24 protein-coding genes are annotated in these 26,697 nt (G+C 48.8%); 8 read left to right on the top strand and 16 right to left on the bottom strand.

From position 1 onward, the window contains the following. The first annotated feature begins 274 nt into the window (after positions 1-274). Complete coding sequence (locus QZN42_RS04230; RefSeq protein ID WP_296954572.1) at positions 275-424, top strand: hypothetical protein; 150 nt, start codon at positions 275-277, stop codon at positions 422-424. Between the two features lie 840 nt (positions 425-1,264). On the opposite strand, the gene QZN42_RS04225 is transcribed toward QZN42_RS04230, so the two are convergent. Next, positions 1,265-1,486, bottom strand: a complete 222-nt coding sequence (locus QZN42_RS04225; RefSeq protein ID WP_296954569.1) for a hypothetical protein — start codon at positions 1,484-1,486, stop codon at positions 1,265-1,267. Between the two features lie 84 nt (positions 1,487-1,570). On the opposite strand from QZN42_RS04225, the gene potE reads away from it, so the two are divergent. Further along, a complete protein-coding gene (gene potE, locus QZN42_RS04220; RefSeq protein ID WP_296954568.1) occupies positions 1,571-2,914 on the top strand; it encodes a putrescine-ornithine antiporter in 1,344 nt (447 codons plus the stop codon). 1,214 nt (positions 2,915-4,128) lie between these two features. Further along, entirely contained in the window at positions 4,129-4,989 is an 861-nt protein-coding gene (locus QZN42_RS04215; RefSeq protein WP_296954567.1) for a DMT family transporter, read from the top strand. A gap of 200 nt (positions 4,990-5,189) precedes the next feature. Here the strand turns inward: QZN42_RS04215 and QZN42_RS04210 are convergent, their stop codons facing one another. Both QZN42_RS04210 and fsa read right to left on the bottom strand, forming a co-directional pair. After that, positions 5,190-6,209, bottom strand: coding sequence for a uroporphyrinogen decarboxylase family protein (locus tag QZN42_RS04210; RefSeq protein WP_296954565.1), 1,020 nt, complete (start codon positions 6,207-6,209; stop codon positions 5,190-5,192). Positions 6,210-6,576: 367 nt separating this feature from the next. Further along, complete coding sequence (gene fsa / locus QZN42_RS04205) at positions 6,577-7,224, bottom strand: fructose-6-phosphate aldolase (protein ID WP_296954564.1); 648 nt, start codon at positions 7,222-7,224, stop codon at positions 6,577-6,579. Positions 7,225-7,947: 723 nt separating this feature from the next. Between fsa and QZN42_RS04200 the strand changes: the two genes are divergently transcribed. Next, positions 7,948-8,862, top strand: coding sequence for a LysR family transcriptional regulator (locus tag QZN42_RS04200; protein ID WP_296954563.1), 915 nt, complete (start codon positions 7,948-7,950; stop codon positions 8,860-8,862). A gap of 149 nt (positions 8,863-9,011) precedes the next feature. Here QZN42_RS04200 and QZN42_RS04195 read toward each other — a convergent pair whose 3' ends face one another. After that, the gene (locus QZN42_RS04195) at positions 9,012-9,953 is read right to left on the bottom strand and encodes a hypothetical protein (RefSeq protein ID WP_296954561.1); all 942 of its coding nucleotides are present in this window, start codon (positions 9,951-9,953) and stop codon (positions 9,012-9,014) included. Positions 9,954-10,151: 198 nt separating this feature from the next. Then, entirely contained in the window at positions 10,152-11,345 is a 1,194-nt protein-coding gene (locus tag QZN42_RS04190) for a CaiB/BaiF CoA-transferase family protein (RefSeq protein ID WP_296954559.1), read from the bottom strand. A 157-nt stretch (positions 11,346-11,502) separates the two neighbouring features. Between QZN42_RS04190 and QZN42_RS04185 the strand changes: the two genes are divergently transcribed. Next, positions 11,503-11,736 carry a hypothetical protein gene (locus QZN42_RS04185; RefSeq protein WP_296954558.1) on the top strand — a complete coding sequence of 78 codons (234 nt, stop codon included), beginning with the start codon at positions 11,503-11,505 and terminating at the stop codon, positions 11,734-11,736. Between the two features lie 103 nt (positions 11,737-11,839). Here the strand turns inward: QZN42_RS04185 and QZN42_RS04180 are convergent, their stop codons facing one another. Together QZN42_RS04180 and QZN42_RS04175 are read right to left on the bottom strand one after the other, a co-directional pair. Next, positions 11,840-12,517 carry a hypothetical protein gene (locus QZN42_RS04180; protein WP_296954555.1) on the bottom strand — a complete coding sequence of 226 codons (678 nt, stop codon included), beginning with the start codon at positions 12,515-12,517 and terminating at the stop codon, positions 11,840-11,842. A 15-nt stretch (positions 12,518-12,532) separates the two neighbouring features. Then, positions 12,533-13,237 carry a DUF5058 family protein gene (locus tag QZN42_RS04175; RefSeq protein WP_296954553.1) on the bottom strand — a complete coding sequence of 235 codons (705 nt, stop codon included), beginning with the start codon at positions 13,235-13,237 and terminating at the stop codon, positions 12,533-12,535. 778 nt (positions 13,238-14,015) lie between these two features. Between QZN42_RS04175 and QZN42_RS04170 the strand changes: the two genes are divergently transcribed. From QZN42_RS04170 to QZN42_RS04160, 3 genes are all read left to right on the top strand, one after another. Then, the gene (locus tag QZN42_RS04170) at positions 14,016-14,219 is read left to right on the top strand and encodes a hypothetical protein (RefSeq protein ID WP_296954552.1); all 204 of its coding nucleotides are present in this window, start codon (positions 14,016-14,018) and stop codon (positions 14,217-14,219) included. Positions 14,220-14,296: 77 nt separating this feature from the next. Continuing rightward, positions 14,297-16,117 carry a histidine kinase gene (locus QZN42_RS04165; RefSeq protein WP_296954549.1) on the top strand — a complete coding sequence of 607 codons (1,821 nt, stop codon included), beginning with the start codon at positions 14,297-14,299 and terminating at the stop codon, positions 16,115-16,117. 84 nt (positions 16,118-16,201) lie between these two features. Next, on the top strand, positions 16,202-16,948 hold the full coding sequence (locus QZN42_RS04160) for a LytTR family DNA-binding domain-containing protein (RefSeq protein ID WP_296954547.1): 747 nt from the start codon (positions 16,202-16,204) through the stop codon (positions 16,946-16,948). Positions 16,949-17,428: 480 nt separating this feature from the next. On the opposite strand, the gene bioA is transcribed toward QZN42_RS04160, so the two are convergent. From bioA to QZN42_RS04115, 9 genes are all read right to left on the bottom strand, one after another. Beyond that, on the bottom strand, positions 17,429-18,778 hold the full coding sequence (bioA, locus tag QZN42_RS04155; RefSeq protein WP_296954545.1) for an adenosylmethionine--8-amino-7-oxononanoate transaminase: 1,350 nt from the start codon (positions 18,776-18,778) through the stop codon (positions 17,429-17,431). A gap of 14 nt (positions 18,779-18,792) precedes the next feature. Beyond that, positions 18,793-19,467: a dethiobiotin synthase gene (gene bioD / locus QZN42_RS04150; protein ID WP_296954544.1), complete on the bottom strand. Its 675-nt coding sequence runs from the start codon at positions 19,465-19,467 to the stop codon at positions 18,793-18,795. A gap of 218 nt (positions 19,468-19,685) precedes the next feature. Then, positions 19,686-20,258, bottom strand: a complete 573-nt coding sequence (locus tag QZN42_RS04145; protein WP_296954542.1) for a biotin transporter BioY — start codon at positions 20,256-20,258, stop codon at positions 19,686-19,688. A 793-nt stretch (positions 20,259-21,051) separates the two neighbouring features. After that, entirely contained in the window at positions 21,052-21,633 is a 582-nt protein-coding gene (gene yfbR / locus QZN42_RS04140) for a 5'-deoxynucleotidase (RefSeq protein ID WP_296954540.1), read from the bottom strand. Further along, positions 21,630-22,436: a bifunctional hydroxymethylpyrimidine kinase/phosphomethylpyrimidine kinase gene (gene thiD / locus QZN42_RS04135; RefSeq protein ID WP_296954538.1), complete on the bottom strand. Its 807-nt coding sequence runs from the start codon at positions 22,434-22,436 to the stop codon at positions 21,630-21,632. The genes yfbR and thiD overlap by 4 nt, the downstream gene beginning before the upstream one ends. Next, positions 22,433-22,909 carry a histidine phosphatase family protein gene (locus QZN42_RS04130; RefSeq protein WP_296954536.1) on the bottom strand — a complete coding sequence of 159 codons (477 nt, stop codon included), beginning with the start codon at positions 22,907-22,909 and terminating at the stop codon, positions 22,433-22,435. Before QZN42_RS04130 ends, thiD begins: the two co-directional genes overlap by 4 nt. 266 nt (positions 22,910-23,175) lie before the next feature. Next, complete coding sequence (locus QZN42_RS04125; RefSeq protein ID WP_296954534.1) at positions 23,176-23,886, bottom strand: hypothetical protein; 711 nt, start codon at positions 23,884-23,886, stop codon at positions 23,176-23,178. Then, entirely contained in the window at positions 23,883-25,295 is a 1,413-nt protein-coding gene (locus QZN42_RS04120) for a DUF2157 domain-containing protein (protein ID WP_296954532.1), read from the bottom strand. Before QZN42_RS04120 ends, QZN42_RS04125 begins: the two co-directional genes overlap by 4 nt. A gap of 827 nt (positions 25,296-26,122) precedes the next feature. Beyond that, positions 26,123-26,572 (bottom strand): universal stress protein, encoded by a 450-nt coding sequence (locus QZN42_RS04115; RefSeq protein WP_296954530.1) that lies wholly within the window; start codon positions 26,570-26,572, stop codon positions 26,123-26,125. Positions 26,573-26,697: the final 125 nt, after the last annotated feature.

Below are 26,697 nucleotides of genomic sequence, written 5' to 3'. Positions count from 1 at the left end.
TTTGTGCACGGAAATTATAACATTTCCACTCAAAGGGAGGCTTTCCTTTTTTATTGTTTCTGGAAAAATTCCCCTACCGAGTAAAATTTTACACTAAGTTCGAAAGGATATTTTTGGGCCGGAAGGAAACGGTATTACGGAAAACTGTTCATTGGAGTTAATGGTTAATCGTACCGCAGGCTCTATCCCGAAAGGAAACGGTCTTATGGGAAACCGTTCATTGGAGTTAATGGTTAATCGTACCGCGAGCTATCTTCCGATAGGAAACTGTCTTATGGAAAACCGTACAATGAGGTTAATGGTTAATCCTCCCGCGGGCTATCTACCGAAAGAAAACGGTCTTATGGAAAACTGCTCATCGGAGTTAATGGTTAATTATCGAAATATTGCCATCCCTGCTTTCACCATTGATCCGGCCCATTAACCATTAACCTGATGCCCGGTTCCACGAATTGCAGCCATTCCCTGCATTCTCCAGCCACCCGGCACATTAACCATTAACCTCTATGTTCAGCTCCACGGACTGCAGCCACCCCGACATCCTCCAGCGCCCCGGCACATTAACCATTAACCTCTATGTTCAGCCTCAACGGACTGCAGCCATCCCCTACATTCTCCAGCCACCCGGCACATTAACCATTAACCTCTATGTACAGCTCCACGGACTACAGCCATCCCTACATTCTCCAGCCACCCGGAAAATTAACCATTAACCTCTATGTTCAGTTCCAAGGACTGAAGCCATCCCTTTCATCCTCCAGCCACCCGGAAAATTAACCATTAACCCAATGTACAGCTCCACGGACCACACCCATCCTCTTCATTCTCCAGTGACCCGGCCCATTTCTCCCCCGCCTCAAACTTATAAAAATATTTTTTAGGACACGTAAAAAAATAACTGTCATTTTCATTTAGACGCTGTAATTCTCAATTATTTAGAAAAATTTGGCCATTTCAGACTTTCTGGGGCATTTTCAGCCCATTTGGGGCGGTACGGGGCTGTTAGCATTTCAGGGTTTATACAGAAATATGAAATTAGAAACGGCATAATTGGATATTTATGCAGAATATTTATTGGTTCCAATTCCCGGAAAACCCCGGAGGCGGCATAAAATGGGCATTTTTGAGAGTACTCAATTTTTGTCATGAAATTTCATTGCAAAATATGATATATCATGCCAATCCATGCCAATCCATGATGGCTGTCATTTTCTTTCATTTTCTTCCATTTTCCTTCAAAGTTCTCAATTTTCCATAGGACTTGCTATGAAAAATTTTCCTGAAATATTTCAAAAAAAGGTCTTGTCATCACCCCCTGTTTATGGTATATTTCAGTAAATAAAAATTCACTCGCGCCCTGCCTTTGTGCGCAGTTGAGCTGCGAACCGCTTAAATGAAGCGGACGGTTTTCTTTTTGCCCTGTTTCTTTCACCTGTAGAAAGCAAATGGGGTCTATGCATGCCTTGAGGAAATCAGACTGCATCATTTTTATCCCTCCGGATTCTTTCCGGGACAACTTTTTCCCCACCGCCTGATGATGCGGTATGTTTTAAGAAAGAAGGGAACAACATTGTCTAAGAGCAAAAAAATGGGAGTGGTACAGCTTACCACAGTCACTGCAATCAACATGATGGGTTCCGGCATTATCCTTCTGCCGGCAACGCTTGCCAGCATCGGAACCATATCTATTTTCTCCTGGATCCTTGCATCCATCGGAGCCACCATCCTGGCTTACGCATTTGCCCGCTGCGGCATGCTGACCAAGAAAGTTGGCGGTATGGGCGGTTATGCGGAATACCGTTTCGGGAGGGCCGGCAATTTCCTGTCTAACTTCACCTATACCATTTCCCTGATCATCGCCAACGTAGCTATCGCTTCCGGCGTCGTCAGCTATGCATCCTTCGTATTCGGTCTGAAGCTGGATCCGGTAGAAGTATGTGCTGCAACCATAGGCGTCCTGACCATTGCAGCTACGATTTCCCTGGTAGGCCCGAAAAAATTCGGTAAATTCACTTCTCTCGGCGTTACCTGTGTCGTTACCCCGGTCATCGGCCTTCTGCTCTTCGGTTTCTTCTATTTCGATCCGGATATCTATGTCACTGCATGGAACCCGAGCGATATGCCTTTCTATGAATGCATGAAAGATTCCATTGCAGTCATCATCTGGGCATTCCTTGGTCTTGAAACCGCCTGCGCAAACTCCGATACCGTAGAAAATCCGGAAAAGAACGTGCCGATTGCCGTTATGTGCGGCACCATGCTTGCCGGCACCTGCTATACCATTTCCACCTCCATCATCGGCGGACTTGTTCCCTACACTGAACTGATGAATGCAGGCGCACCTTTCGGCCTCGCTTATGCGGCCATGTTCGGACCCACTGCAGGCTACATCGTTTCCTGCATGCTCGTATGCTCCTGCTTCGTATCCCTTACCGCATGGCAGTTCACCGTTTCCGAAGTGGCCCGTGAAGCTTCCTCCATCGGCCTCTTCCCGAAATTCCTCTCCGTGGTTAACCGTTTCCGTTCTCCTTATGTAGCGATCGGATCCCTGCTGGCTATCCAGATTGCCATGACCCTGTCCACCATGAGCCCGACGCTCCTGAAACAGTTCAATATCCTTATTAACCTGGCAGTCATGATCAATCTGATCCCCTACCTCCTGGCTATGGCCGCCGTACCGGATCTGCAGAAAGCAGAAGGCATCAGCCCTGAACATGCAAGAAAAGCAAATATCGCTGCTGTAGTCGGCGGTATCTACTCCTGCTACGCTGTATACGGCTGCGGCTGGGCAGTCATTTTCGAAGGCGCATTCGTCACCGCCATGGGCCTCGTAATCTACGCAGTCCTGGCTTCCCGCCTCCGTTACAACCCCTCCTCCCAGATTTCCACCTTTCCGCCAGTCGAAAAGAAATAAGGAAATAGAGAAATAAAAAGTGCTCCTCGACAGAGGGGCATTTTTTAGTGGTTATTTCGGCAGGAAATGGCTGATTTGAGTCAAAGAGGAACCTGCAGGAAGAAAAAACTTTGAATCGGGAATCCCGGGGTTATCGGGACTATCGGGACTGTCGGGAAGGTGTGCCGCTTTCGCGGCACGAGTATATATGGGCTTCCGCCAGAGAGGATTACATAGAGGAAAGGAGGCTAAAGGTGTAATGCTTCTGAATCGGGGTTGTCGGGATTTCCGGGGCTGTCGGGGCTATCGGGGAGGTGTGCCGCTGACGCGGCACGAGTATATATAGGCTTCCGCCAGAGAGGATTACATAGAGGAAAGGAGGCTGAAGGTGTAATTACTTTTGAATCGGGGTTGTCGGGAATCCCGGGGCTGTCGGGGCTATCGGGGAGGTGTGCCGCCGAAGCGGCACGAGTATATATGGGCTTCCGCCAGAGAGGATTACATAGAGGAAAGGAGGCTGAAGGTGTAATTACTTTTGAATCGGGGTTGTCGGGATTCCCGGGGCTGTCGGGGCTATCGGGGAGGTGTGCCGCTGACGCGGCATGATTATAAATGGGGCCAATCAAACATGGCATGCTGAACGATTAATGAAATGTACTGCTTCTCATAAGACAGTTTCCTTTTGAAATAATTCCTGTGAATCCATTAGCCATTAACGATTAACCCCAATGAACAGTTTATAGGGAAGACAGTTCCTCCCTACGATGAAGCCGGCGGGACGATTAACCATTAACCACGATGTACAGTTTTTTCAAATTTCAGCCATCATTCTATCCTGCAGCCAACCGGCCCATTAACCATTAAGCTCAATGTACAGCTTTCCCGCCAGATAGTTTCCTTTCGAAATAAAGATGATCACAGCTAACTGATAACTCTATACAAAAGTTATTGAAAATTACGGACTCTTATGATACTCTATAACCGAATCAAAACTTGTTGTGGATTTTTGTAGAGAAATCTGTTTTCGCCGCACGGTACCTACGTACTGTGCGTTTTTTTGATGGATTCTCTTTCGATCCTATTTACTAACGGTCAACTGCTATTCCCCATATAAAAGGCGCCTTTATGATCTCAGGGCGCCACCTTCCCGACATCCCCGGGAACCCCGACAACCCCGAGATTCCCGATTTAAAAGTTATCAAAGATGAAAGTTACCCCATCAATTCGGAGATTCTATGCAAAAATTCTTCTATCCCTTCCTCGTCTTTTCCGCCGGCGCCTGTTATGGCGTGCTTTCCACGTTTGTGAAATTTGCCTATGATGCGGGTTTCAATCTTTCCGATGTCAGCGGGACCCAGTGTCTTTTCGGCATGCTCTTTCTGTGGATGGCCGTCTTTTTCACAGGGAAAGGGCAGGTGACGAAAAGGCAGGTCCTTTCCCTGCTGCTCTCAGGCATTCCCATGGCCCTCACCACGATTTTTTATTATCATTCCCTGGAGACTCTCTCTGCTTCCATGGCCGTGGTTTTCCTCTTCCAGTCTATCTGGATGGGCTCGGTGGCGGAAGCTCTCATTTCCAGGAAATTTCCAACGCCGAAGAAACTGATTTCCATCATTCTCTGCCTTCTGGGAACTGCGCTGGCCGCAGGGCTTGAGGATTTGGGAAATTTCACTTTCTCCTCCGGCATGATCTGGGGCCTCCTTTCCGCCCTGGCCTATACTTCCATCATCACTCTGAGCTCTTATCTGGGAAAAGGTCTGACGCCTGCCATGAAGGGCGCCCTTCTGGCCACGGGAGATACGATCCTCACTTTCCTCCTGCTGCCACCGGTCTTTCTCCTGACTCCCGGCGAATGGACCGCCCTTCTTCCCTATGCCCTGGTGCTGGGCCTCTTCGGCGTAGCCCTCCCTCCCTTCCTGCTCGCCTGGGGCATGCCCCATGTGGGACCGGGCCTGGGAAGCATCCTCGCCGCTTCTGAAATGCCGGTATCCCTCCTTCTTGCCCTCCTCGTACTGGGTGAATCCATTTCTCCACTCCAGTGGGCAGGAATTCTTGCCATCCTCACAGGAATTGTAGTGGGAAATAGGGATATTTAGTTTCTAGTGGTTAGTGGTTAGCCATTACCTGTTACCCATCAACTATCAAAAAAGTCCGCCTCAGACCACGAAGCGGGCTTTCTGATTATAAATCAAAAGCGGCGCCTTTGATGCTGCGCCGCCACCTTCACGAAGAACGAACAACGAATAACGAAGAACGATTCACATATTTTTACTTAAAGTTTTCTTCCATCTCACAGTTACTTTCCAAACATCTTCCCCTCTATTTCTTCCTTTGCTTTCCGCACGAAGAGAAGCATTTCTTCGTCCAGGGGATAGCGGATGACGCAGCCCGGGGAGAGGATGACTTTCCTGCCGTCGGTCTGACGCAGGGTCTCGTAGATCTGGTATTCGATTTCATTCTTATGATGGTCCGTAATATCCATCCGTTCCAGGCCTGCCATGATGCATTTGCCTGTCATGAGCCGGGCTTCGGAAATCGTGGGGAGGGACTCCCAGGCGTGCCAGTTGAAAATCTGGACCGGATATTTCCGGAGCAGCGGAAACATGATGTCCTTCCCATGGGCATGAAGCACGTTGCACCAGCCGGAAGAGGCGGAGAGCACGGCCAGATCGTAGGGCATGCCGTATTCGCGGTAGAAATTTTCCTCTGTAAGGCTGTAGGAAGAAAGCTGGGTCGCAAAGAAGATACCGTCTGCCCCAAGCTCGATGACCCGCTGCACCAGGGCGCAGGTGGTCTCAGTAATGGCCTTCAGCGCCTGCTTCACCTTTTCTCCATGACCCGTCCGTATATGGTCCATCATATGGGGGCAGAGTTTATTGGCCGTGGTCAGGGGGCTGAATATGGTAAAGACCACCGGCACTTCTCCCTTTGTTTTGCGGAGAAGAAGCTTCAGATATTCCTGCTCCCGCTGCAGGGTGCCCCCGTTCAGGGATACAGGCATGACCTTCAGCCAGTCCTCCGGCTCTTTCACCGGGGTGGATGTAATGCGGCACACGCCTCCCTTTGGAACATCGGAGGAATCGATATCGCAGCCAAAAGCCGCCGCGCTGTACATACCGTTATTCATGGTTTTCAGGATATCTACATCATATTTCCTGTAAAAATCATAGGTATGCTCCGCATTGAGGAGCGGGTCCTCATCGATCACCGGCAGGTGGGACCAGAGAGAATAAGGCACCTTATCGACCATTTCCCCCCGGATTGCCGCCGCAATGCGCTCCGTTTTCGTCATGGATACAGGAATTTTCTTTTTCATGGAAACCTCCGGTTTGTAGTGGTTAGTGGTTAGTGGTTAGTTTTTAGTTTGTAGTCGTCAGATACGACCAGATTTCATTCATTCTTCTGAATCTATTATAATAGATTTCTCCGGAAAAAGAAAAAGTATAGAACAGGCGGCAAAAGCTTCCATAAAAAAGAGACCCGCCGGAAAGGCTTCGGCAAGTCTCTTTTTATTTCTTATATTCAGGGCAGGAGCAGGGCAAATGTCCAAAGGGGCCAGAGGCCCGTGCGTCAAGCGCACTATATATGATTGGTTTGCGTCAGCAAACCATATCCTTCCCTTATCCCTTTCCCCTTTTCCCTTTATTTTGGGGGAAAAATGTCAGGACAGGTATTTCCCAAAATTACTTCATGTTTGCCGCTGCCCAGTCAGCCTTGAAACGGGCAATGCCGTTATCGGTGAGCGGGTGTTTCATGGCATCCATAAGGACCTGGAAAGGAACGGTCGCGATATCGGCTCCGGCCAGGGCGCACTGGGTGATATGCTGGGGCTTGCGGATAGAAGCGGCGATGATCTTTGTTTCAATGCCGTGAAGTTCGAAAATTTCGGAAATGGTCTGGATCAGTTCCACTCCATCCCAGCCGATATCATCGATGCGGCCGACGAAGGGGCTTACATAAGTGGCGCCTGCACGGGCAGCGAGGAGCGCCTGATTGGCAGAGAATACAAGGGTCACATTGGTGCGGATGCCCAGTTTGGAAAGTCTCTTCACAGCCTTCATGCCTTCCGGGGTCATGGGGATCTTGACGACTACATGGGGATCAAGGCCTGCAAGGACTTTGCCTTCTTCTACCATGCCTTCTGCATCATCGGCAAGGACTTCCGCAGAAATAGGTCCGTCCACAATGGAGGCGATTTCTTTAATAGTGGAATGGAAATCCTTCCCTTCCTTTGCGATGAGGGACGGATTGGTGGTTACACCGGAAATAAAGCCCATATCATTGGCTTTGCGGATCGCTTCAACATCAGCGGTATCAATAAATAATTCCATGTCTTTACTCCTTTTCTAATTGATAGACAAATACATTTTTGCACTGGAGGCGATTTCTGTCAATGTTTTTTTCGTATGGAACAGGTAAAAATTGATCATTTTCCGTTATCGATTTTTAAGGATCGAGTCAATTGTGCTCATCGTTCTTCGTGATTCGTTGTTCGTGAAGGTGTGCCGCTGACGCGGCACGAGTATTTATGGGGATTTCTCAGAGTAGATTATATATTGAAAAGGAAGCTGAAGGTATAATCGCTTTTGAATCGGGGTTGTCGGGAATACCGGGATTGTCGGGGCTGTCGGGAAGGTGTGCCGCTGATGTGGCACGAGTATATATGGGGCCAGTCAAACATGGCATATTTACCCATTAACCCTTCATCTTCTCGCGGCCGGGATGCTTACACTAAAGGCATTTCACCCCATCTGTGCACATTCCCCATATAAAATTGGCGGCCATCAGGCCGCCACCTTCCCGATACTCCCGAAACTACTCCCGAGATCCCCGATGGCCCCGATTCAAAAACTGCCAATCCTTTAGTTTTCTTCTATTCATAGGCCATTGTTTTCCATTCCTATATATATCTTACGAAATAATAACAATTTCCCGTATATGTCTTTATTCCAATGCATGAATTACCCCATTTATTGATTATTGATAGCCTGCAGTGTATAATTAGTGTAAAGTAACTATCAATCTTCATTCCAAGGAAAGTTCAGGGGATACTTATGAAATTAACGCTTCTTGCTTTAAGCTATTTCCAGAAAACAGCGGAGCTCCAGCACCTCACCCGGGCCGCGGAGGCTCTCCATATTTCCCAGCCTTCCCTCTCCCATACCATCAAAGTGCTGGAAACGGAACTGGGGGTGCCGCTTTTTTCAAGAAGCGGAAGAAATATCGTTCTCACCAAGTATGGTGAAATCCTGCTCCGCCATACAAACCGCATTATGCAGGAGCTTCACAGTGCCCAGAAGGAACTGGCTGAGACGAAGGAAGCGCAGAAGCTGACGGTCACCATTTCCCTCTTTGCCGCATCCATGATTATCCCGTCTTTCCTCACCCGCTTCCGCCAGGAACATCCGGATATCCGCTTTGAAATCCTCCAGCAGCTCAGTAAGCCTAATCAGGCCGGACAGAACCATGTGGATCTCTTCCTGTCCTCTTCCATCAATCCTATCGAGAATGACCATTCCCTGACTCTTTTGAAGGAAGATATCATGCTGGCCATGCCGGATACGGATCCCCACGCCCGCCAGTCTTCGGTCAATCTGGAAGACTTTGAAAAGGCTGATTTTATTTCCATGGAATCCGGGGTCAATCTGCGCACCATTACCGATTATTACTGCCGTATGGCCGGTTTCGTGCCCCATGTGGTGCTGGAAAGTGACAGCCCCATGACGGTACGCGAATTTATCCGGGCAGGTCTGGGCGTATCCTTCGCTCCCCGCATCACCTGGCACGGCGTAGGCGGCGATCACGTGGCACTCGTGCCCATTGCTTCCCCTGTCTGCCAGAGATACATCTCCCTTTCCTGGAAGAAAGGCGAAAAACTTTCTCCCCCGGCTGAACTGCTCCGGAAATATATCATCGATAATTTCTCCAACTTTGCCAGAGAATACGCAGGCCTGCCGCCGGAGAGGTAGGTATTGTGCCTGCTTTCCCGGTTTCATATCGCTTAGTTGTTAGTTCTTAGTTCTTAGTTTTTAGCAGCAAAGGAAAGCCCGCCTCAGGTAAGAAGCGGGCTTTTTAATTTGATCAATCTAACTGCTAATCACTGACTGCTAACCACTTATTACTTACTATCATCCTCATACAGCGGATTCACGAGCCTTATAATCCACTTCTCTCCTCCCGTAAATTTGCTGTTATACCTCCTTGCCGTATCTTCATATCGCTTTTTGAGGTCTTTTACTGCTTCTTCCAGAGAAGAAAGAGCTTTGACGGCAGTCTCAGAGCGCAGGTCTTCCCCGCATACCGGGCAAAGGGGCGGATGAATGAAATGAGCGTTGACTCTTGATTTACAGTGGGGACAGGTGAGAAATTCAGCCTTGAATTTCTTTGCCTGCTCTTTTTTATAAGCTGTAAGGCGCTCTTCTTTTTCGCGCAGCCGCTTTTCCAGTTTTTCCATCTGGGGGGACGGAGGGATGCCTATCTTATATTTCACCGCATAGGAATTGGGGATGGTCATGAGGTATTCCAGGGCCTGGCTCCTTGTGTTGCACACCTTCTCCTTGAAGAAAAGGCCTTTGAAGACTTTATTGGCTTCCCTCTTTCCGAATCCTTCGGCCAGCATGGATTCCTTCATGGTATCTTTCATAAACTGTGACGGTTTTGTAAGGTCAAATTCCCAGAGTTTTTCCTTCCATGCCTTTGCGGCGGCTGCTTCTCCCGGAGAAGAAGCGCCCTTCGAAATAGAAGCTGCCGGTCCCGGCAGATTTTTCCTTTCTTCTGCTTTTTTGTCTGCAGAATGAGATTTCACAGACTTTACGGGCTGTTGAAATAAGGATTCCACCTCTTCCGCCTTTTGCGCCTTCTTGTTTGCTGCCGTCCTTTCGGGTTCCATTTCTAAAAAAGGAGCGGCAGGCTTCTGATTTTCAGCAGTTTTCTTCGTGCTGTCTCTTTTATTCCTTCGTTTTCTTTCCGCTTTTAAATCTGTCTTTTTTACAGGTTTTTCCTGCTCCAGTTCCCAAAGCAAAAACAGATTTCCTTCTTCGAAATTGGATTTTCCGGCCATGGCACACCTCTTGCGCTAAAAATATTTCCAGTCAAATTATACCTTATATATGACATCTTATAAAGGCAGATTTCGAAAATCTGTTTTCTACCAAAAAATCCTGCTCTGCTTCGTGCAGAACAGGATTTTCTGATTTTCAGATTACCCCTTTGAGCTGTTATACAGGTTCTTTTGTGTGGGAATGATTTTCAAAGGAGATCAGCAAACGCCGTTGTCTTTCAGTTCCTTAATCTTAGCGTCATCATAGCCCATGTATTCCTTCAGGATTTCATCGGTATGTTCGCCGAGAGCCGGAGCGCCGAATGCCGGGCCAGGCTGGGTTTCAGACATCTTAATCGGGCAGTTGACGTATTTAACTTCGCCGACGGATTCCTTGGAGTGCGGGAAGGAAACGATCATATCGCGAGCTTTGATGCATGGATCTTCAACAACCTGCGGAATCTTGTTGATCGGGCCGCATGGAATGCCAGCTGCATCAATGAGAGCGAGCCATTCAGCACAGGTCTTGGTCGGGAATACGGAGAAGAGGACTTTGTTCAGTTCTTCTACGTTAGCGGTACGGAGCGGGTTAGTTGCGAAGCGCGGATCTTCAGCCAGTTCCGGTTTGCCGAGGATGTCAGCAAATTTCTTGAAGAGGTTGTTGTTGCCTACAGCGATCATGATGTAGCCATCAGAGCAGGGAACGGATTCGAATGGGGTGATGGATGCATGACGGTTGCCGATGGACTTCGGAACAACGCCTGCGTTCAGGTAACGAACCATAGCATTTTCGAGGAATGCAGCCTGGCAGTCGAGCATGGATACGTCAACGAGCTGGCCTACGCCGGTTCTCAGTTTGGCAACCAGTGCGAATGCAGTGCCGATTGCACCATAGAGGCCTGCAACGATATCGCCTTCGGAAACGCCGACTTTCATTGGCTGGCCGCCTTCTTCGCCGGTGATGGACATAATACCGCCCATACCCTGTACGATTACGTCATATGCCGGAGCAGTTGCTCTCGGGCCGGTACGACCAAAGCCGGTAATCTGGGTGTAGATCAGGCCCGGGTTGATTTCTTTCAGAACCGGGTAATCGAGGCCCAGTTTCTTCATTGTGCCGCCACGGAAGTTTTCAATCAGAATGTCAGCTTTCTTTACGAGGCCTTTGAGGATTTCTTTGCCTTCCGGAGCTTTCAGGTTCAGGGTAATGGAACGTTTGCCGCGGTTCAGGTCCATGAAGTAGGTGGATTCGTCACCCTTGTATGGGGGGTATGCGCGGGAGTCATCGCCGTGACCCAGTGCTTCTACCTTAATAACGTTTGCGCCCATATCTGCCAGGATCATGCCCAGGAACGGAGCAGACAGTACGCGGCTCATGTCGATGACGGTGATTCCATCCAACGGTTTTGCCATAATTGAAATTTCCTCCTTTAAAATAACTATTGAGGTTTCAGCTGTATTGAGGATACAGCCGCCTTGCTATGGTTATATATTACCTCATGCAATTATATTATCATAACCTTTACCGTTAACATGACGAAAAAAGGGGGTAAGTTGCAGAAAAAAGCTGTTGAAATTCTGCGAACTTTTCATTTCTATCTTTACCTCCTCTTCAGGCAGGAAATACGGGAAATTCCTCACTTCCCGCTGCCTGACGGTCTCCCCGATCCTCTCCGGTCAGAGAGGCGGAATCTCTGGGAAACAGGTGACTTCCACCCGGCAGTTATCCCGCCAGGAAATATCCGGAAAAGAAAAAGCTCCCCGGATGGAAGGACCGGGGAGGGATGAGAGGAAGAATATATAGATGGACCTGTTTCGTTATTATTTTTATTATCAGGAAACAGTCAAACTTGATGGTGACAGTTCAGAAGAACAAAGCATTACATAATGGATTCAAAAGCTATTACTTAAGCTTTCTTGTTTTTGGTAGCGATGAAGTAGATTCTGGCTACGATGACTGCGATGATGATGTTTACCAGCATCAGGAAGCCGCCAGGGATACCGAGCATCGGAAGGATCATCTTGCCTGCGAAGGAAGTGCAGATTACGACTGCGCCCAGGACTACATTCTTAACTGCCAGGGAAGCATATACAGCGCCCATAACTGCCGGGAGAACGAAGCCGAAAGCTTTGAGGACGATCGGAGGCATTAAAGGCATAACAGAGGCACCGATGAGGGTGAAGATGGTAATCATGGTGCAGGAAACGAGGATGGAACCGCCGATACCGAGGGTGGACATAGCCTGAGCGCGGGGAGAACCTTCTTCGCATCCGGAAATCTTCTGAGCCATGGTAGCTGCAGGGATACGGATTTCACCTACGTTGCCGCAGATCCAGCACATGAAGGTACCGGACATGTTGGCCATCGGGAAGAAGGAAACCGGCTGTACGAACCAGCCTACACCGAATGCGGAGAGGGCTGCTACCCAGAGTCCTACGAGATCACCAACTGCGGGGAATACACCGGTGGTGATAGATGCATAAACTGCCGGGAGGAAGTTGCAGACCAGTGCGATGGTTACGAAGATATAACCGAGTACCCTGATGGTACTGTTAAACTTTTTCAGAGCGACCTGTTCATTCATTCTATTCACCTCCGATTAGAACATAATTGCGGCAGCAAACATGCCGACCAGCATGGAAATACCAAGGCTGAATTCCTGAAGTCTCTTGTACTTTTTCAGGCCGATACCGATGATAAGCATAACTACGAAGGAAATAGCTGCAGCGGTGAGGCTGTTCATTTTAATGGACTTCTTAACAACTGCATTCAGGAGCAGGGTGGAGAAGAGGCCCAGTGCAGCAGCTGCCATGAGGAGTTTTACCCAGACAGCGTTGAAGTTTTCTCTCAGGTAGATAACAGCTTTATCAAGGAACGGTGCGCCGTAGCCGCCGATGATGATCCAGCCCATGTTGTTCAGTGCAGCGCCCCAGAGGATGAATACGAAGCCTGCCAGGGTGAGGGCATTGCCTTCAATGGAGGAGCCGGCCATGTTGGCGGAAATCTGTGCCATTGCCAGTTCGGTTCTGGCAGCGCCGATATCGTTCATACGCATCCATGCGGTAGGTCCGCCAATGACAGCGATCAGAGCGATGAGGACAATAACCGGAGCGAAGGAAGGTCCGATTGCGGTAATCATTGCGGAACGGGTACCGGCGATAATGTCTTCGCTCTTCATACCCATTTCTTTAGCTGCGGAGTAAGCCCTCTTCATGAAGACTGCAGCCATGACGAGGATGTTGATGATCATGAAGCAGGATACGATCCACATCATAGGTGAATTCATAAATTCTTTTACATCCATTTTTTAGTTTTCTCCTTTCCAATCAGATGAATGTTTATGAATTGATTTATTTTGCAGTAGAGATGCCTCCTTCCTTCTGAACTCTTCATCTAACGTTTGGCCTAAGCATACCCGAAGGAAATTTCAAACGGGAAAAATGACGGGTAAGTTGCAGGAAAAAGGGGGGGTAAGAGGTTTTAGCCGGGTATGAGAACTATTTATCTCCATCATTTTTTGTATCCTCCGGGGAGGACGGTTGATTTGCATTCCGCGAGTTCCTTCAAATTTCTTCCTTCACTTTTGGAAATAAAAAAGCAGATGCCAAATGCTGCATCTGCCGACAGATAATCCTGTACTTTTTTCTTTAAAACCATTATTTGGGGCCCGGATTTTGAAAATAAATCCATCACGCTTTCATTCGCCACTCCCCGGCCCTCCGGCCGGAGAGTTTTTTCAAGTGATCAGATTTCAGGGGATTCTATAAAAATATGGAATACTTCCTGCATCTTACCCCCTTGAATCCGTCATGTTGCGGAAATAAAGTGGCATTTCTCCCCATGCTTCTCATATAGTAAAAAGAAAATAAATAAAAACGAATAATTATTTTATTTGCACGTGTTATAAGTATAATTTAGATAGCATCTTAATCATTATTTAGCTTTACCCCCCCTATATATTTAGGGTTTTATGCTATGCAATATCAGCCTATGAATTATCCTGCTGAACAGGTTCAATCAGATTCATAACCATTTCCATCTGTGGAAACGATACAGATTTCAAGTCCGGAAGGAGGCCAATCATGATCCAGACTCTTCTCAGCCCGCCTTACATCTACTACCTGGGAGGCGTCGTCGCCCTGCTGGCTGTCATCCTGTGCTTTGTAGACGTCAACCTGACGAAGAAGCTCACCTCTTATATAGCCTCCCTCGCAATCCTTGGCCTTCTGGTCTATACGGGAATCATTCTGGCCAACTGGATTTTTGACAGTGTAACGGGCGGTTAGAAACAGGAACGGTTTGACAGGACCGTCCGTTATGAGAGCAATTCCTTATTTCTACATGTAAAAGAAAGGTTTTACTCATGTCCGCATCCTTTTTGAAAACAGTCAGCGCCATCCAGTACGTATGGCTGGGCGTATCCATCTTCCTCCTGATCCTGCTCATACTGAGCCGTACGGAAATCTTCCGCAATGCTTTAAGTCAGAGCCGGTATACAAAGAAGGAACTGTTCATCTTCACCGCAGTCTTCAGCATCCTGGGTTTCTGCGGCACCCTGTGGAATTTCCAGACTCCCGGCGGAATCATGGGCTTCCGTCATATCTTTATCATACTGAGCGGCTTCATCGGTGGACCGGTCGTAGGGACGCTGACGGGGCTCATCGTTGGTATTTTCCGTACATTTACCATTCATACCGATTACGCCCAGATCAATGGTTCTCTTTCCATGCTGCAGGGTATCGCGGCGGGCCTCATCGCTATGCGCCTCAAACGGCATGGCGATGATCTCTGGGCCTGGAGCATCATTTACAGCGCACTCATTGAAGTGGTGTACTGGTCCCTTTATACCTTCGTCACCTGGCCCTATGTATACAACAATGTAGAAGCCGTTGTTTCCATGATTTTCACCATCATCATTACCAATGTGCCGGCCATCGGCCTTTTCTTCCTGGTTCTTGAAAAAACGGTGAAATCAAAGGAAAGGGAAAAATCAGAGACCATCCGGAATGCATTTAACTCTGCCAACCGGCTGATTCATTCCATTCATGACAGTACAAAGGGTCCGGACAATTCAAAAATCCCGGATATCATCATTTCCGGCCTGCCCAACCTCATCTGGGCTGCCATCATCACCCCTTATTCCATCCATTTCAGCACCAATTATAAAAATAATACCCATGAGAGCCAGGGGGAGGCGGAAACATCCATCCTTCAGATCCAGAGGGAGCTTCCTACCAATCCTCATCTCTGCAAAATAACGATCCAGGGCAATGGAGATCCTACCTATATTTATGTTTCCAAACCCTCCGATACGGTCATATCCAAAACGGACCTGGAATTTTTAAACGGTCTTGCGCAGATCATTAAACTCATTACGGAATACTCTGAGCTTCTCAAAGAAGAAAAGCTTCTTCAGGAAGCAGAAATCAAGACCCTTCAGGCCCAGATCAATCCCCATTTCCTTTACAACACATTAAATACCATTCATTTCTACGTGCGGGATGATCCGGAAACGGCGAGAAAACTCATCCGGTACCTGTCCGATTATTTCCGCAGGTCCCTGAGCAATCCGGACCGCCTCATCCCTCTGGCAGAAGAAATCAAAGATATCAACGCCTATGTAGAGCTGGAAAAGGCCCGCTTTGCGGACCGCCTGTCCGTAACCTTTGATTTCCCTGAGAAACTGGTCAATCAGGTGGAAGTCCCGCCCCTCCTCTTCCAGCCGCTGGTGGAAAATGCCATTATCCATGGAGTTCTCGACAAACCGGAAGGCGGAGAAATCAAAGTGGGCGTCATCGAGCATCCGGACTACCTGAAATTTTATGTGCTGGATACAGGGGTCGGAATTCCTCCGGAAAAAAGAAAGCAGCTGCTCATCCCTCATAAAAAGAGGAAAAATATCGGCCTCATCAATGTGCACCAGCGTCTCCTGTCTACCTTTGGTCCCCAGAGCGGCCTTCATATCGTCAGCCGCCCGGGCAAAGGGACCATCGTATTTACCAGGATTCCCCGAAGCTCCATAAAGGAGAAGGAACCTTCCTCCCTGAACATGATGAAGCCCATCACACTGAATCCTCTGGAAACGGAAGAGCCTTCCTCCCCTGGCCTCATGAAGCCCATCATATTGAATCCTCTGGAAACCGATGAGCCTTCTGCGGAAGAGACAAAGAAAGAAAATTCCTGAATCCCTTTATTTTCATGATTTATGAACCATTTCCCTGTTTATTTCCTCTGTGCCCTATAGAGCAGCAGGCAGATAGGAGGTCTTATGATTCGAGTACTTATTGCCGATGACGAACTGCCGGCAAGGGGAGAATTGAAATACATCATCTCCCAGATTCCTGATGTGGAAATCGTCGGCTCCTGCACCAACGGCAGAGAAGTCATTCAATTCCTTAAAACGCATCCCATAGTAGATCTCCTCTTCTTGGATATCAAAATGCCCGTCATGAACGGACTGGAAGCAGCCAAAGTCATCAATCGCATGAAAATGCCTGTCCGTATCGTTTTTGCTACCGGTTTCAGCCAGTTTGCGCTGGAGGCTTTCGATCTCGAAGCTTTCGACTACATTATGAAGCCCTATAACGGCGAACGGATCGCCAGGACCCTGCAGCGTTTCCGGGACAGCCAGCAGATTCTGTCACAGGAGGAAAAAGAAGGAGAAATCGTCGCTTCCCCGGAATTCATTTCCCTCAAAACAAAAGGACGGACCGTCCGCCTTTCACCACAGAAAGATATCTTCCTCATTGCCACGGAAAAAACGGATTCCACCCTCTTTTACACCAGAGAAGGCATCATCCGTTCCTTCATGACCCTCAGGGAAGCAGAAAAGACCCTCACCCCTCTCGGCTTCTTCCGCACCCACAAAGGTTTCATCGTCAACCTTTCCAAAATCCATGAAATCCAGCCCCAGGATAACGGTACCCTCCTCCTCACCATGACCCGTTTCGATAAACTGAAAGTACCGGTCTCTAGGCACTATATCAAGCCGTTCAAGGAAGTGCTGCATATTTAGGAGTTTTTAGTTTTTAGTAGTTAGCAGTCAGCCGTTAGCTGTTAGAAATTCGAAAACTACAGCCAGTGATAAGTGCAAAGTGGTAAGTGATAAGTGGTAAGTGATAAGTGGTGGTGGCGCGCATTAGATTTATGAAGCGCGCCTTTTTATATGCCTGCACTAACGGAACCAGGTACTAATGACCATAAAGTCTGCCATTCTACCGGTCACCTGTCCTGGATGGGAAGGTGCCGGCAGAGCCGGCGGATAGGTGTTTTATCCGTGCAAGTCGAAAAAAGTGCCGTATATCTGAGAGTGAAATTTTCAGCAGTTAGCCGTTAGCCGTTAGAAAGCAGAATGAAACGTGCAGAAAATATATATTAAAAAGACGCCGGCCAATCGGTTATGATTGACCGGCGTTTTTATTTTATAAAAAATGGGCGCCTTTATAAATTTAAGGCGTCCACCTTCACTTACCACTTGCAACTAATAACTAATCACTCATTCCCCCAGCACTTCTTCCACTGCCTGTTTGCACAGAGCCACTGCCTTATCCATATCTTCTCTGGAAATGTTAAGGGGCGGGTTGAAGTAGATGATGTCTCCCATTGGACGGAGTACGAGGCCCAGGTCCATGGCTTTTCTGAAAATATGCCAGCCGATGCGGCGGGAGGGGTCGAAGGCTTTCTTTGTCTTCGGGTCTTCTACGAGTTCCATGGCATTGATGAGTCCGATGTGACGGATTTCGCCCATATTCTTGTGATTTCCAAGGGCTTCCATCAGTTTTTCATGGAGATATTTCCCGTTTTCATTGACTTTCTCAAGGAGATGGTCCCGTTTCATGATTTTCAGCACCGTCAGGGCGATAGCGCAGCCCATGGGGTTGCCTGCATAGGTATGGCTGTGGACGAAAGCTTTATGGGTGCCATAGTCGTCATAGAATGCATCATACACCTTGTCGGTGGTAATGGTGATGGACATAGGCATGTAACCGGCGGTGAGGCCCTTGGAGGTGCAGAGGATATCCGGGGAAACTCCGGCGTGTTCGATGGCAAAGAGCTTGCCGGTCCTGCCGAAACCGGCTGCAATTTCATCGTCGATGAGGAGGACTCCGTATTCATCGCAGAGTTTCCTGAGTTTTCTGAGGTATTCGGCCGGATAGATTCTCATGCCCGCAGCCCCCTGGAGGATCGGTTCCACAATGCAGGCTACTGTTTCTTTCCCGTATTTCTCAAAGGCTTTTTCCGCGTCTTCGAAGCATTCTACCTGGCAGGTTTCTCTCGTCTTGCCATAGGGGCAGCGGTAGCAGTCAAGGCCTTTGAAGTGGATATTATTCATCAGCATAGGATGGAAAATCCTCGCATAGAGGTCCATGGATCCAACGGAAAGAGCGCCGATGGTTTCGCCATGGTAGGATTCCGGGAGGCACATGAAGCGGGTCCTTTCCGGATGACCGGTCTGGTACTGGTACTGGAAAGCCATTTTGAGGGCTGCTTCGACAGAGGAAGAACCATTGTCATGGAAAGTGAATTTCGTGAGTCCCTTCGGCAGGAGCGGTTCCAGTTCACGGCAGAGCTCGATAGCCGGTTTGTGGGTGAAGTTGGTAAAAATGACATGTTCCAGCTGGTCGATCTGCTGCTTTAAAGCTTCATTGATTTCCGGATTGCAGTGACCCAGCAGGTTGCACCACCAGGAGGAAATAATGTCCAGGTATTCCTTTCCGTGGGTATCATAGAGGTAGACGCCTTTTGCATGGTCTACGACTACCGGTGGAAATACTTCATTATCCTTCATCTGCATGGCAGGATGCCAGATGTATTTTTTATCTTCTTCTTCCCAATTGATTGCCATTTCATTTTCCCCCATTACACTTCCTGATAACATGCGGCCAGAACTTTCGGATCGATATCAAGGATGGTATCGCCTTTTTTCACTTTGGCAATGACTTTGACCTTTGTGATTTCTTCAATCATCTTCACATTGTCTTCTTCCATCACTCCGCCCTTCCAGTTGTTCAGAATGATTCCCTGAATCGGAATATTTCTGTTTCTGATATATTCGCAGGTGGTAACCACATGATTGATGGTACCCAGTCCTGCATCGGCAATGACCAGGACGGAAAGGTTCAGCCAGTGAATGATGTCTTCCAGATAGTATACTGCCTTTTCATCGTGACGGATGGGGCATACGATACCGCCGGAACCTTCCATTGTTACGTAGGGATATCTCTCAGTCACCCGTTTCCAGGCTTTGAGGATCACTTCTTTTTCCAGTGGATGACCTTCGAGCTTTGCGGCCAGATGCGGGGAAACGGCATGCTGGTAAAGGTAAGAAAGGATCATATCCTCCGGTTCATTGATATCTGCGAATTGATTCACAAATCCCGCATCGGAAGCAGCCACTGTGGGTGCCCCGCTGATGGCTGCCTTGTAGTAGCCCGCGTCATACCCTGCCTGTCTCATGGTCTTCACAATGAGGGCGGTCACATAGGTCTTGCCGATGTCCGTGTCCGTTCCGGTGATAAACAATCCTTTACTCATGAAAAATACCTTCTTTCGGAAATAAGATGAAATAAAAAAGCTAATAGCTAATGGGTAATGGGTAATAGTTAATGGCAGTCCCGACTGGGCAGGCCAAAGGCCCCATCAGTAAGATTGGCTGGCGCAGCCAGCCATATCCATCCCGACAGCCCCGATAGTCCCGAGACTCCCGACAATCCCGATTCAAAAGATTCCTGAATCAGGTTTTATTTTTTCATTCAGTCAATTCCAACTGCTCTAGCCAGGCGTCCGGAGAGGACGGCTGCCAGGATGCAGAGGCAGATATCACCGGGAACGGCCAGAATGAAGCAGTAGAGAACCACCGGCCAGATGCCAATGGGTGTTCCCAGATAGAAATTGTTGATGATATACACATAAATCATGCCCAGCAGGTAAACCACCGCAAGGCCTGCGAGATTGGCAAAGAGTACCTTGCCGAAAGACCATGTATCGAAAGATTCGCGGATTTTGCCTGTGAGCCATGCGCCAAGGATAAATCCGATGAGGTAGCCAAAAGTGGGCTGGAAAATATAGGACGGTCCGCCGCCTTCGGTAAAGACCGGTACGCCCGCCAGGCCCAGCACTACGTACAGAGCTACGGAAAGAGCGCCCTTTCGGCTTCCCAGAATCAGCCCTGCCAGAGTCGTAAACAAAAGCTGCAGGGTAAAGGGACAAACCGGCACCGGAATCCGGATGAATGCGCCAATAGCAATCAATGCAGTAAATAAACCAAAGGAAACAACTTCTTTAGACTTCGTCCTGCCATCAATGGCAGCTTCTCCTCTAACCATGACTTCCACCTCATTGTTAACATTATGTCATCACTTTTAAATATATGACGTTTACATATGTAATGATATAACAACAGCTCGTCAACTTCAAGGTTAACATCGGCTTTTTGAACATTTTTCCTGAAAATTTTTAGTGCTTAGTGATTAGAGAAGAAAGCAGCAGCCGGTGATAAGTGGGTAGTGGTAAGTGGTGGTGGCGTGCATCAGATTGATGAAGCACGCCGTTTTTATATACCTGCACTAACGGAACCAGGTGTAAATGGCTGTTCAGCTTGCCATTCTACCGGTCACCACCTTCCCTGGATGGGAAGGTGTCCGAAGGGCGGATGGGATAATGGATGTTTGCCTATTCATATATGTGAGAAGCTCATTCATTTCTTCAAGCGTCAATCTTCCCCCCCCACCGGTTCGCAACAGATAGATTCTCCGGCATTTGAGAACTTTAATGAGAAGTATCGTAATTATCGATTCTTCGAATCGATTTGCCCTCTCACCGCTATCGCGGAGCTCTCCCGAAGGGAGAGCCTGTCGACTATGGATTTCCTCATTTGTCACGAGTATGTTTCGTCAGTCAGTCTCATTTTCTATGTTTACCGGCATTTCAACCCCGTCTGTGTACATTCCCCATAAATACCCGGCGGCCATCAGGCCGCCACCTTCCCGACAATCCCGATATCCCCGGGAATCCCGACATTCCCGATTCAAAAGTGATTTCACCTTGAAGTTTCCAATAAAAAACAGGCACCCTGACTATTTCAAGGTACCCATTTCACTTATCACTAACTACTAAGGGCTATCTGTTCAGTTCATCCAAAGTTTTCGAGAAGCTGTCCGCAAAGTGTTCCATGAACCAGTCTACTTCGGGATAATGAAGTTTTTTGAGTTTTTCGCCGATGGACCGGTAGGCTTCGCGGAATTCGGTATTTCCATCTCTCAGTTCTTCCATGCATTTGAAGTAGGCGGAGAGGGTATCTGCCGCTTTGGCGAGGGGCCAGAGTTCGTCTTTTTCCATGTCCACCACGTAGGGGGAAAAGGAGGGTTTCAGCTCTTCCGGAAGGGTGGCGAGGAGTTTTTCTCTCGCCTGGTCTTCTATTTTTTCGTACTGCTTATGAAGGTCGCTGGTGAAATATTTCACAGGGGTGGGCATATCGCCGGTGAAGACTTCACTGGCATCGTGGTAAAGGGCCAGCATGGCCGCTCTTTCCGGGTCTGCTTCCTGATGAAATATATCTCTGCGAATCACCGCCAGGCAGTGAGCGATCATGACTGTCTGCAGGGTGTGTTCCGCATCATTTTCGGAAATGGAATTCCGCATGAGACCCCAGCGGGTGATGTATTTCATTCTTGCCATAAGGGCAAAGAAGGGATAGCTCAATTCATTTCACCCCACTTGTCGTAAAACCAGAAGTGATGGACCGGTCCGTGGCCGTGACCCACGGAATCTTTCGCCGCTTTTTTGATAGCGCCTTCCATATATTTCTTTGCTTCTTTCACTGCTTCGGGAAGAGAGAGTCCTTTCGCCATTCCAGCGGCAATCGCGGAAGAAAGCGTACAGCCGGTGCCGTGGGTATTTTCCGTTTCCACCCTATCCCCGATGAAGGAATAAAATTGATTTCCATCAAAGAGGATATCCTTTGCATCTTCCACCAGGTGTCCCCCTTTGACGAGGACTGCCCGGCAGCCGTAGTCCATGAGCTTTTCCGCCGCTTTTTTCATATCTTCCGTATTTTCAATGGGAAGGCCCGAGAGGACTTTGGCCTCGGGAATATTTGGCGTAATCAATGTGGCTATGGGTATCAGTTTCTTTTTATAGGTTTCAATGGCTGCTTCTTCGAGAAGGACTGCCCCGCTGGTGGCCACCATGACCGGGTCCACCACAAGGGGCGATTTTTCTGCGGAAATAAGGAAATCTGAAACTGTTTCCACGATTTCCGGAGTGGAAAGCATGCCGGTTTTCACCGCTTTCGGCGGGATATCGTCATAAATGGCGGCAAGCTGGGCCCTGACCATGTCCACGGGAGTATTGGTGACCATGGTCACTCCTTTTGTATTCTGGGCGGTTAAAGCGCAAATGCAGCTCATGCCATAGGTGCCAAGAGCCGCAAATGTTTTCAGGTCTGCCTGGATGCCTGCCCCGCCGGAGGAATCGGAGCCTGCAATGGTCAGTACGGGAATCATTTTTCCTCCTTCTTCAGCTGTTTCAGACCGCTCGTGAAATAGCCCACCAGGCGTCCTGTATTCCAGGTGAGATCATAGTCAATGACCGCAATACCTGCCAGGTCGAATTTGATGGCTGCGCTGCAGGTGGAGAGGAGATAGGACTGCAGGAAGGGATGATGGGAAACAAGGGCAATCGGTGCCCCGTCGGTAATGAGATGATTTCTTAGAATCTTCCAGTTCGGCTGGAGCAGTTCCTCGGCCGTATGGATTTCCTCGGCAAAACATTCTTCTGCCAGAATGCCTGCGGTCTGCCGGGTGCGGGTATAGGGAGAGGTATAGATGCGGATGGATTTATCTTTCAGGAAACGGCTGAGGATCCGGGCGGTCTTTCTCGCCTGGCGCATACCTTTCGGCGTGAGTTTCCTTTCCTTATTCGTCATTCCCTCTTCCTGGGGAACCGCTTCCCCGTGACGCATGAGAATAATGTACATTTTCTATCATACCTCCCGACGTAGTAGTATTTCGATGAAAGTGCTGTTCGTGATTCGTGATTCGTTGTTCGTGATTCGTTGTTCGTTGTTCGTTGTTCGTGGTCCACGGTCCGTGATTCGTGATTCGTGGTCCGTGATTCGTGGTCCGTGATTCGTGGTCCGTGAATCGATAACAGGTAATAGCTAATGGCTAATAGGTAATGGGGCCCAATCAGCCATGAGCCATGAGCTTCAACCGTTTTATCTGCAAAGTTCCGGGCTAACTGCTAATTTTTCTCACTATCCGCCTTCTGGCTGTCCTTCTCAGTATCCGGTTTATCGTCTTTTTCTTTCACATAGTACTTGTCTTTTTCTGCGCCGCTTCTGGCGTAGCGGACGGAGAGGTTTCTGCCGACGGTGGTGAAGGTCTGCTCGATGGGCTGGCCGCTGGCCAGGACTTTGGAAATAGCCACCCGGCCGTCCCGGATATGGATGAGGGCAGTGAGTTCATTTTTCTGGCGGGTTTCCACTTTTTTGGTCTGTTCGTCTTTCACCTGGACCCGTTCGGACAGTTCCACCACCGCCAGTTTTTTGAGCTGGTCCGGATTCATGTAGAGGCGATGGGCCGGGAATTTGAACTGTACCATTCCGTTATTTTCAGAAATGACCCGGGTAGTGATGTACATGCCTCCCGGTTTCTGGTTGGAAGCGCCGGTAATTTCCAGGAGACCTTCTTTATTCTTATCAAAGGAAAGGTAAATTTCCTCCCCCACGTCCGGGGTGACGAAACCTTTCCAGGGAGCTTCCGTGAGCGGAATATAGACAGGAAGATAATTTCTTCCATAGAAATCGCCTTTGAAATCGATGGCTGCCGGCACTTCGTATTCAGCCCCGTCCAGCATGACCGACCGGTAATCGCCGCGAATCCAGAAAACAGTGATTGCTTCCAGTGCGAAGACGATGATGAGAAGGATAAGTGCAAATTTTTTACGCATCATTTGTCTCCCTCCTCTTCTGCCGGTAACGTCTGACGGTGGGCGGGTTTCTTTCCTTTATGCCTTGTGGTTATATAGAAAATCCAGGAAATAAAGGCGGCTGCCGCACCGATTCCGAGGAAAAAGAGACCTCTCTGTGAAAAGGAAAGGGCGGAATCCAGTACGCGGATGGCTCCATCTCCCACGAGGAGCAGCACGCCGCACCAGCTCTGCATGGGCCGGTCCATCTGGAAACCTCTCCCGATGACTCCCACCCCAAGGATCGCTGCATAAATGGAAACAATCATGGCAGAGATAGCGCCCGTCGTTTCCACAATGGAAACAAGTGCGGAAAGGCCCAGGATGAAAGGCGTGAGACCTGCCAGGGCAGAGAGCCATTCTTTCTTCTTTGCGATGCGCGTCAGAAGCACTCCGTCCGCCGCAAGGAAGAGAAGGAAAATAAACCAGAGAGCATAACTTCCTGTAATATCCGCCCAGACGGTTCCGTAGGAACCTTCCAGCAATACCGCAAAGACCGCAATGCCCCCGAAGAAACGGAGCGCATCAGCGCCAAGGCCGTAGGAGCGGAAAAGAGTCCCTGCCATCCAGGTAAGGGAAGCGGCGAGAGAGAAGAAAATCGTCTGCCAGAGCATATTTCCTGCGCTCCAGAATATGAGGAGAAGGGTCCCCACAGCCCATACCCAGGAATAGCATACCACTGCCCGGTCCCGGTGTTCCCTCAGCATAAATCCGAGGAAGCCGAGAGCCAGGAACATGTAAATCCAGGAAAGGAGGCTCGGCCAGCTGCGCAGGGGGTCCGCATAGAAAAGTCCCACGGACACAAGCATGTAAAGAATCCCCATGCCTGCCGAACGGGTCACCAGGGTGAGCAGGAAGAGCAGAAGGCCTGAGAGGGCCAGGCCGGAATACGCATCACTGGTCAGTTTAAAGGAATCGGATACCACCCAGAAACCGCCCAGCATGCATACCCCGTGAAAGGTGGCCGCTGCTTCCCGGATGAAGACAGGCACTTTGTGATGCCAGGTGGTTTTCTTCTTTTTCGGAAGCCTGGGCGTTTCCGAATCGGAAAGGAGTTCGTCGGCCTCCGGCACTTCCTCCTCTTCCATTTCCACCGGGTCCGGTATCTTTTCATCCACCAGCACTACGGCAAGCATGATGAGGAAGGAAATAGCCATGGGAACAAGGCCCAGCAGGAACCGTTCATCCTGGGTAAGCCTGCTCCAGAGGCTGGCGCAGAGGAAGAAAATCCCTCCAATAATGCAGACTATGGCCAGAATAAAAAAGGCTTCCTTATAAGCCGCTATATTGGCACCTTTATACCGGGAAAGAATCTTCTTTCCGGCTTCCTCGGAAATCACCCGGTCTTCCACCCACCGGGGAACTTCCTCCTTCAGCCATCGACGATTAGACATGGTATCACATCCTGTTGTAGTATCATTTTTAATTGTATTCCCAAACCTGCTGCCTGACGTAAGAGAATTCGGATTTGGGACTTCGGATTTCGGATTTCGGGGCAGTGGCGCGCGTCAATTCATATGGCGCGCTTTTTCATATATTCTCCCATCAGTTCCCCAATTTGTATTCATAGATAAAAGGCAAAAATTGAATCTTATTTTTCTCTTATTATTCTATACAATGGGAAGGGAAAAAGCTATATTTTGTTTTTGTACGGGGCTGAATTTGGAAGGGAAACTTCTATGCCGGAAAGCTTTTGTGTCGGGGGTATCGGGGTTGTCGGGAATCTCGGGGCTTTCGGGAAGGTGCGGGGCTGATGCGGCACGATTTTATATGGGACTTTGCACAAACCTGTGGGAATCCTTTCGAAAAGATTTCATTCCTGCCCTTACAGGCCCTTCGGGCCAGCTTCCCCCGGGGGAAGCCTGACTGCTTTCCGATTTCCTCATTTGTCCTGTGATTCTTTCCTCAGTTAGTCTCATATGTGCCTTGTCTGATTGAACAACCTTTCCGGCTGCTTCGCAGCCACCTTTCCAAGCTTGGAAAGGTGGTGCCCGGCAGCACGCTTTGCGGTTTCCTCAAATGTGACTTGAATGGATCGTGCAGAGAAATATAAAATGGCCGCCCTGTAAATTTGGCGGCCACCTTCCCGAGTTTCCCGAAATTCCCGTGATTCCCGTGATTCCCGATTCAAAAGTAATTTCACTTATACGGATGACCGCGAACTGATCACTTTTCCTCCCAAAAAAAGAACCGATTGTATGCACAACCGGTTCTTCAATCTTTATTTCACAATCAGTACAGGACATTTAGCCCGGCTGACGAGGTAGCTGGATACGGAGCCCATGAAGATGCCCTTGAGCGGTCCAAGTCCCCGGCTTCCCATGACGATGAGGTCGATGCCGTGTTCTTCTGCCATATTCAAAAGGACCGGTCCCGGAGAACCCACTTCGTAAAGTTCTTCATGTCCGATTCCTTCAGGCATGACGGAAGCAGCTTCCTTGAGGTCGCTCTTGCACTGTGCCTCCAGGTCTTCCGAGAGCTTTGTGGTCAGGACTCCTTCCGCAATGGATACCTGATCGAAATTGCTCATGGCAGAAACCATATTGCACACAGAGGCGATGAAAATCTGCGTATTCTCTCCGGCGGCCGCAATATCCACTGCCTGGGCCAGTGCCTTCTTTGCATGTTCAGATCCATCATAAGGCACCAGAATCTTTTTGTACGTCAACATATAACCCCCACCTTTCAGAATCAAATTCGGGGAATCATTTCCTTATATATTATATCATATTCATAAAAAGAGAGACTTCTGAAAATTTTGATTGAATTAAAATGAACCAATAGGATGAGACGGCC

The organism is uncultured Dialister sp., from assembly GCA_900314595.1.
In the GTDB taxonomy this organism is placed as follows: domain Bacteria; phylum Bacillota; class Negativicutes; order Veillonellales; family Dialisteraceae; genus Dialister.
The sequence above is the reverse complement of the archived record's forward strand: the minus strand, read 5'-3'. Positions and strand labels throughout refer to the sequence as shown.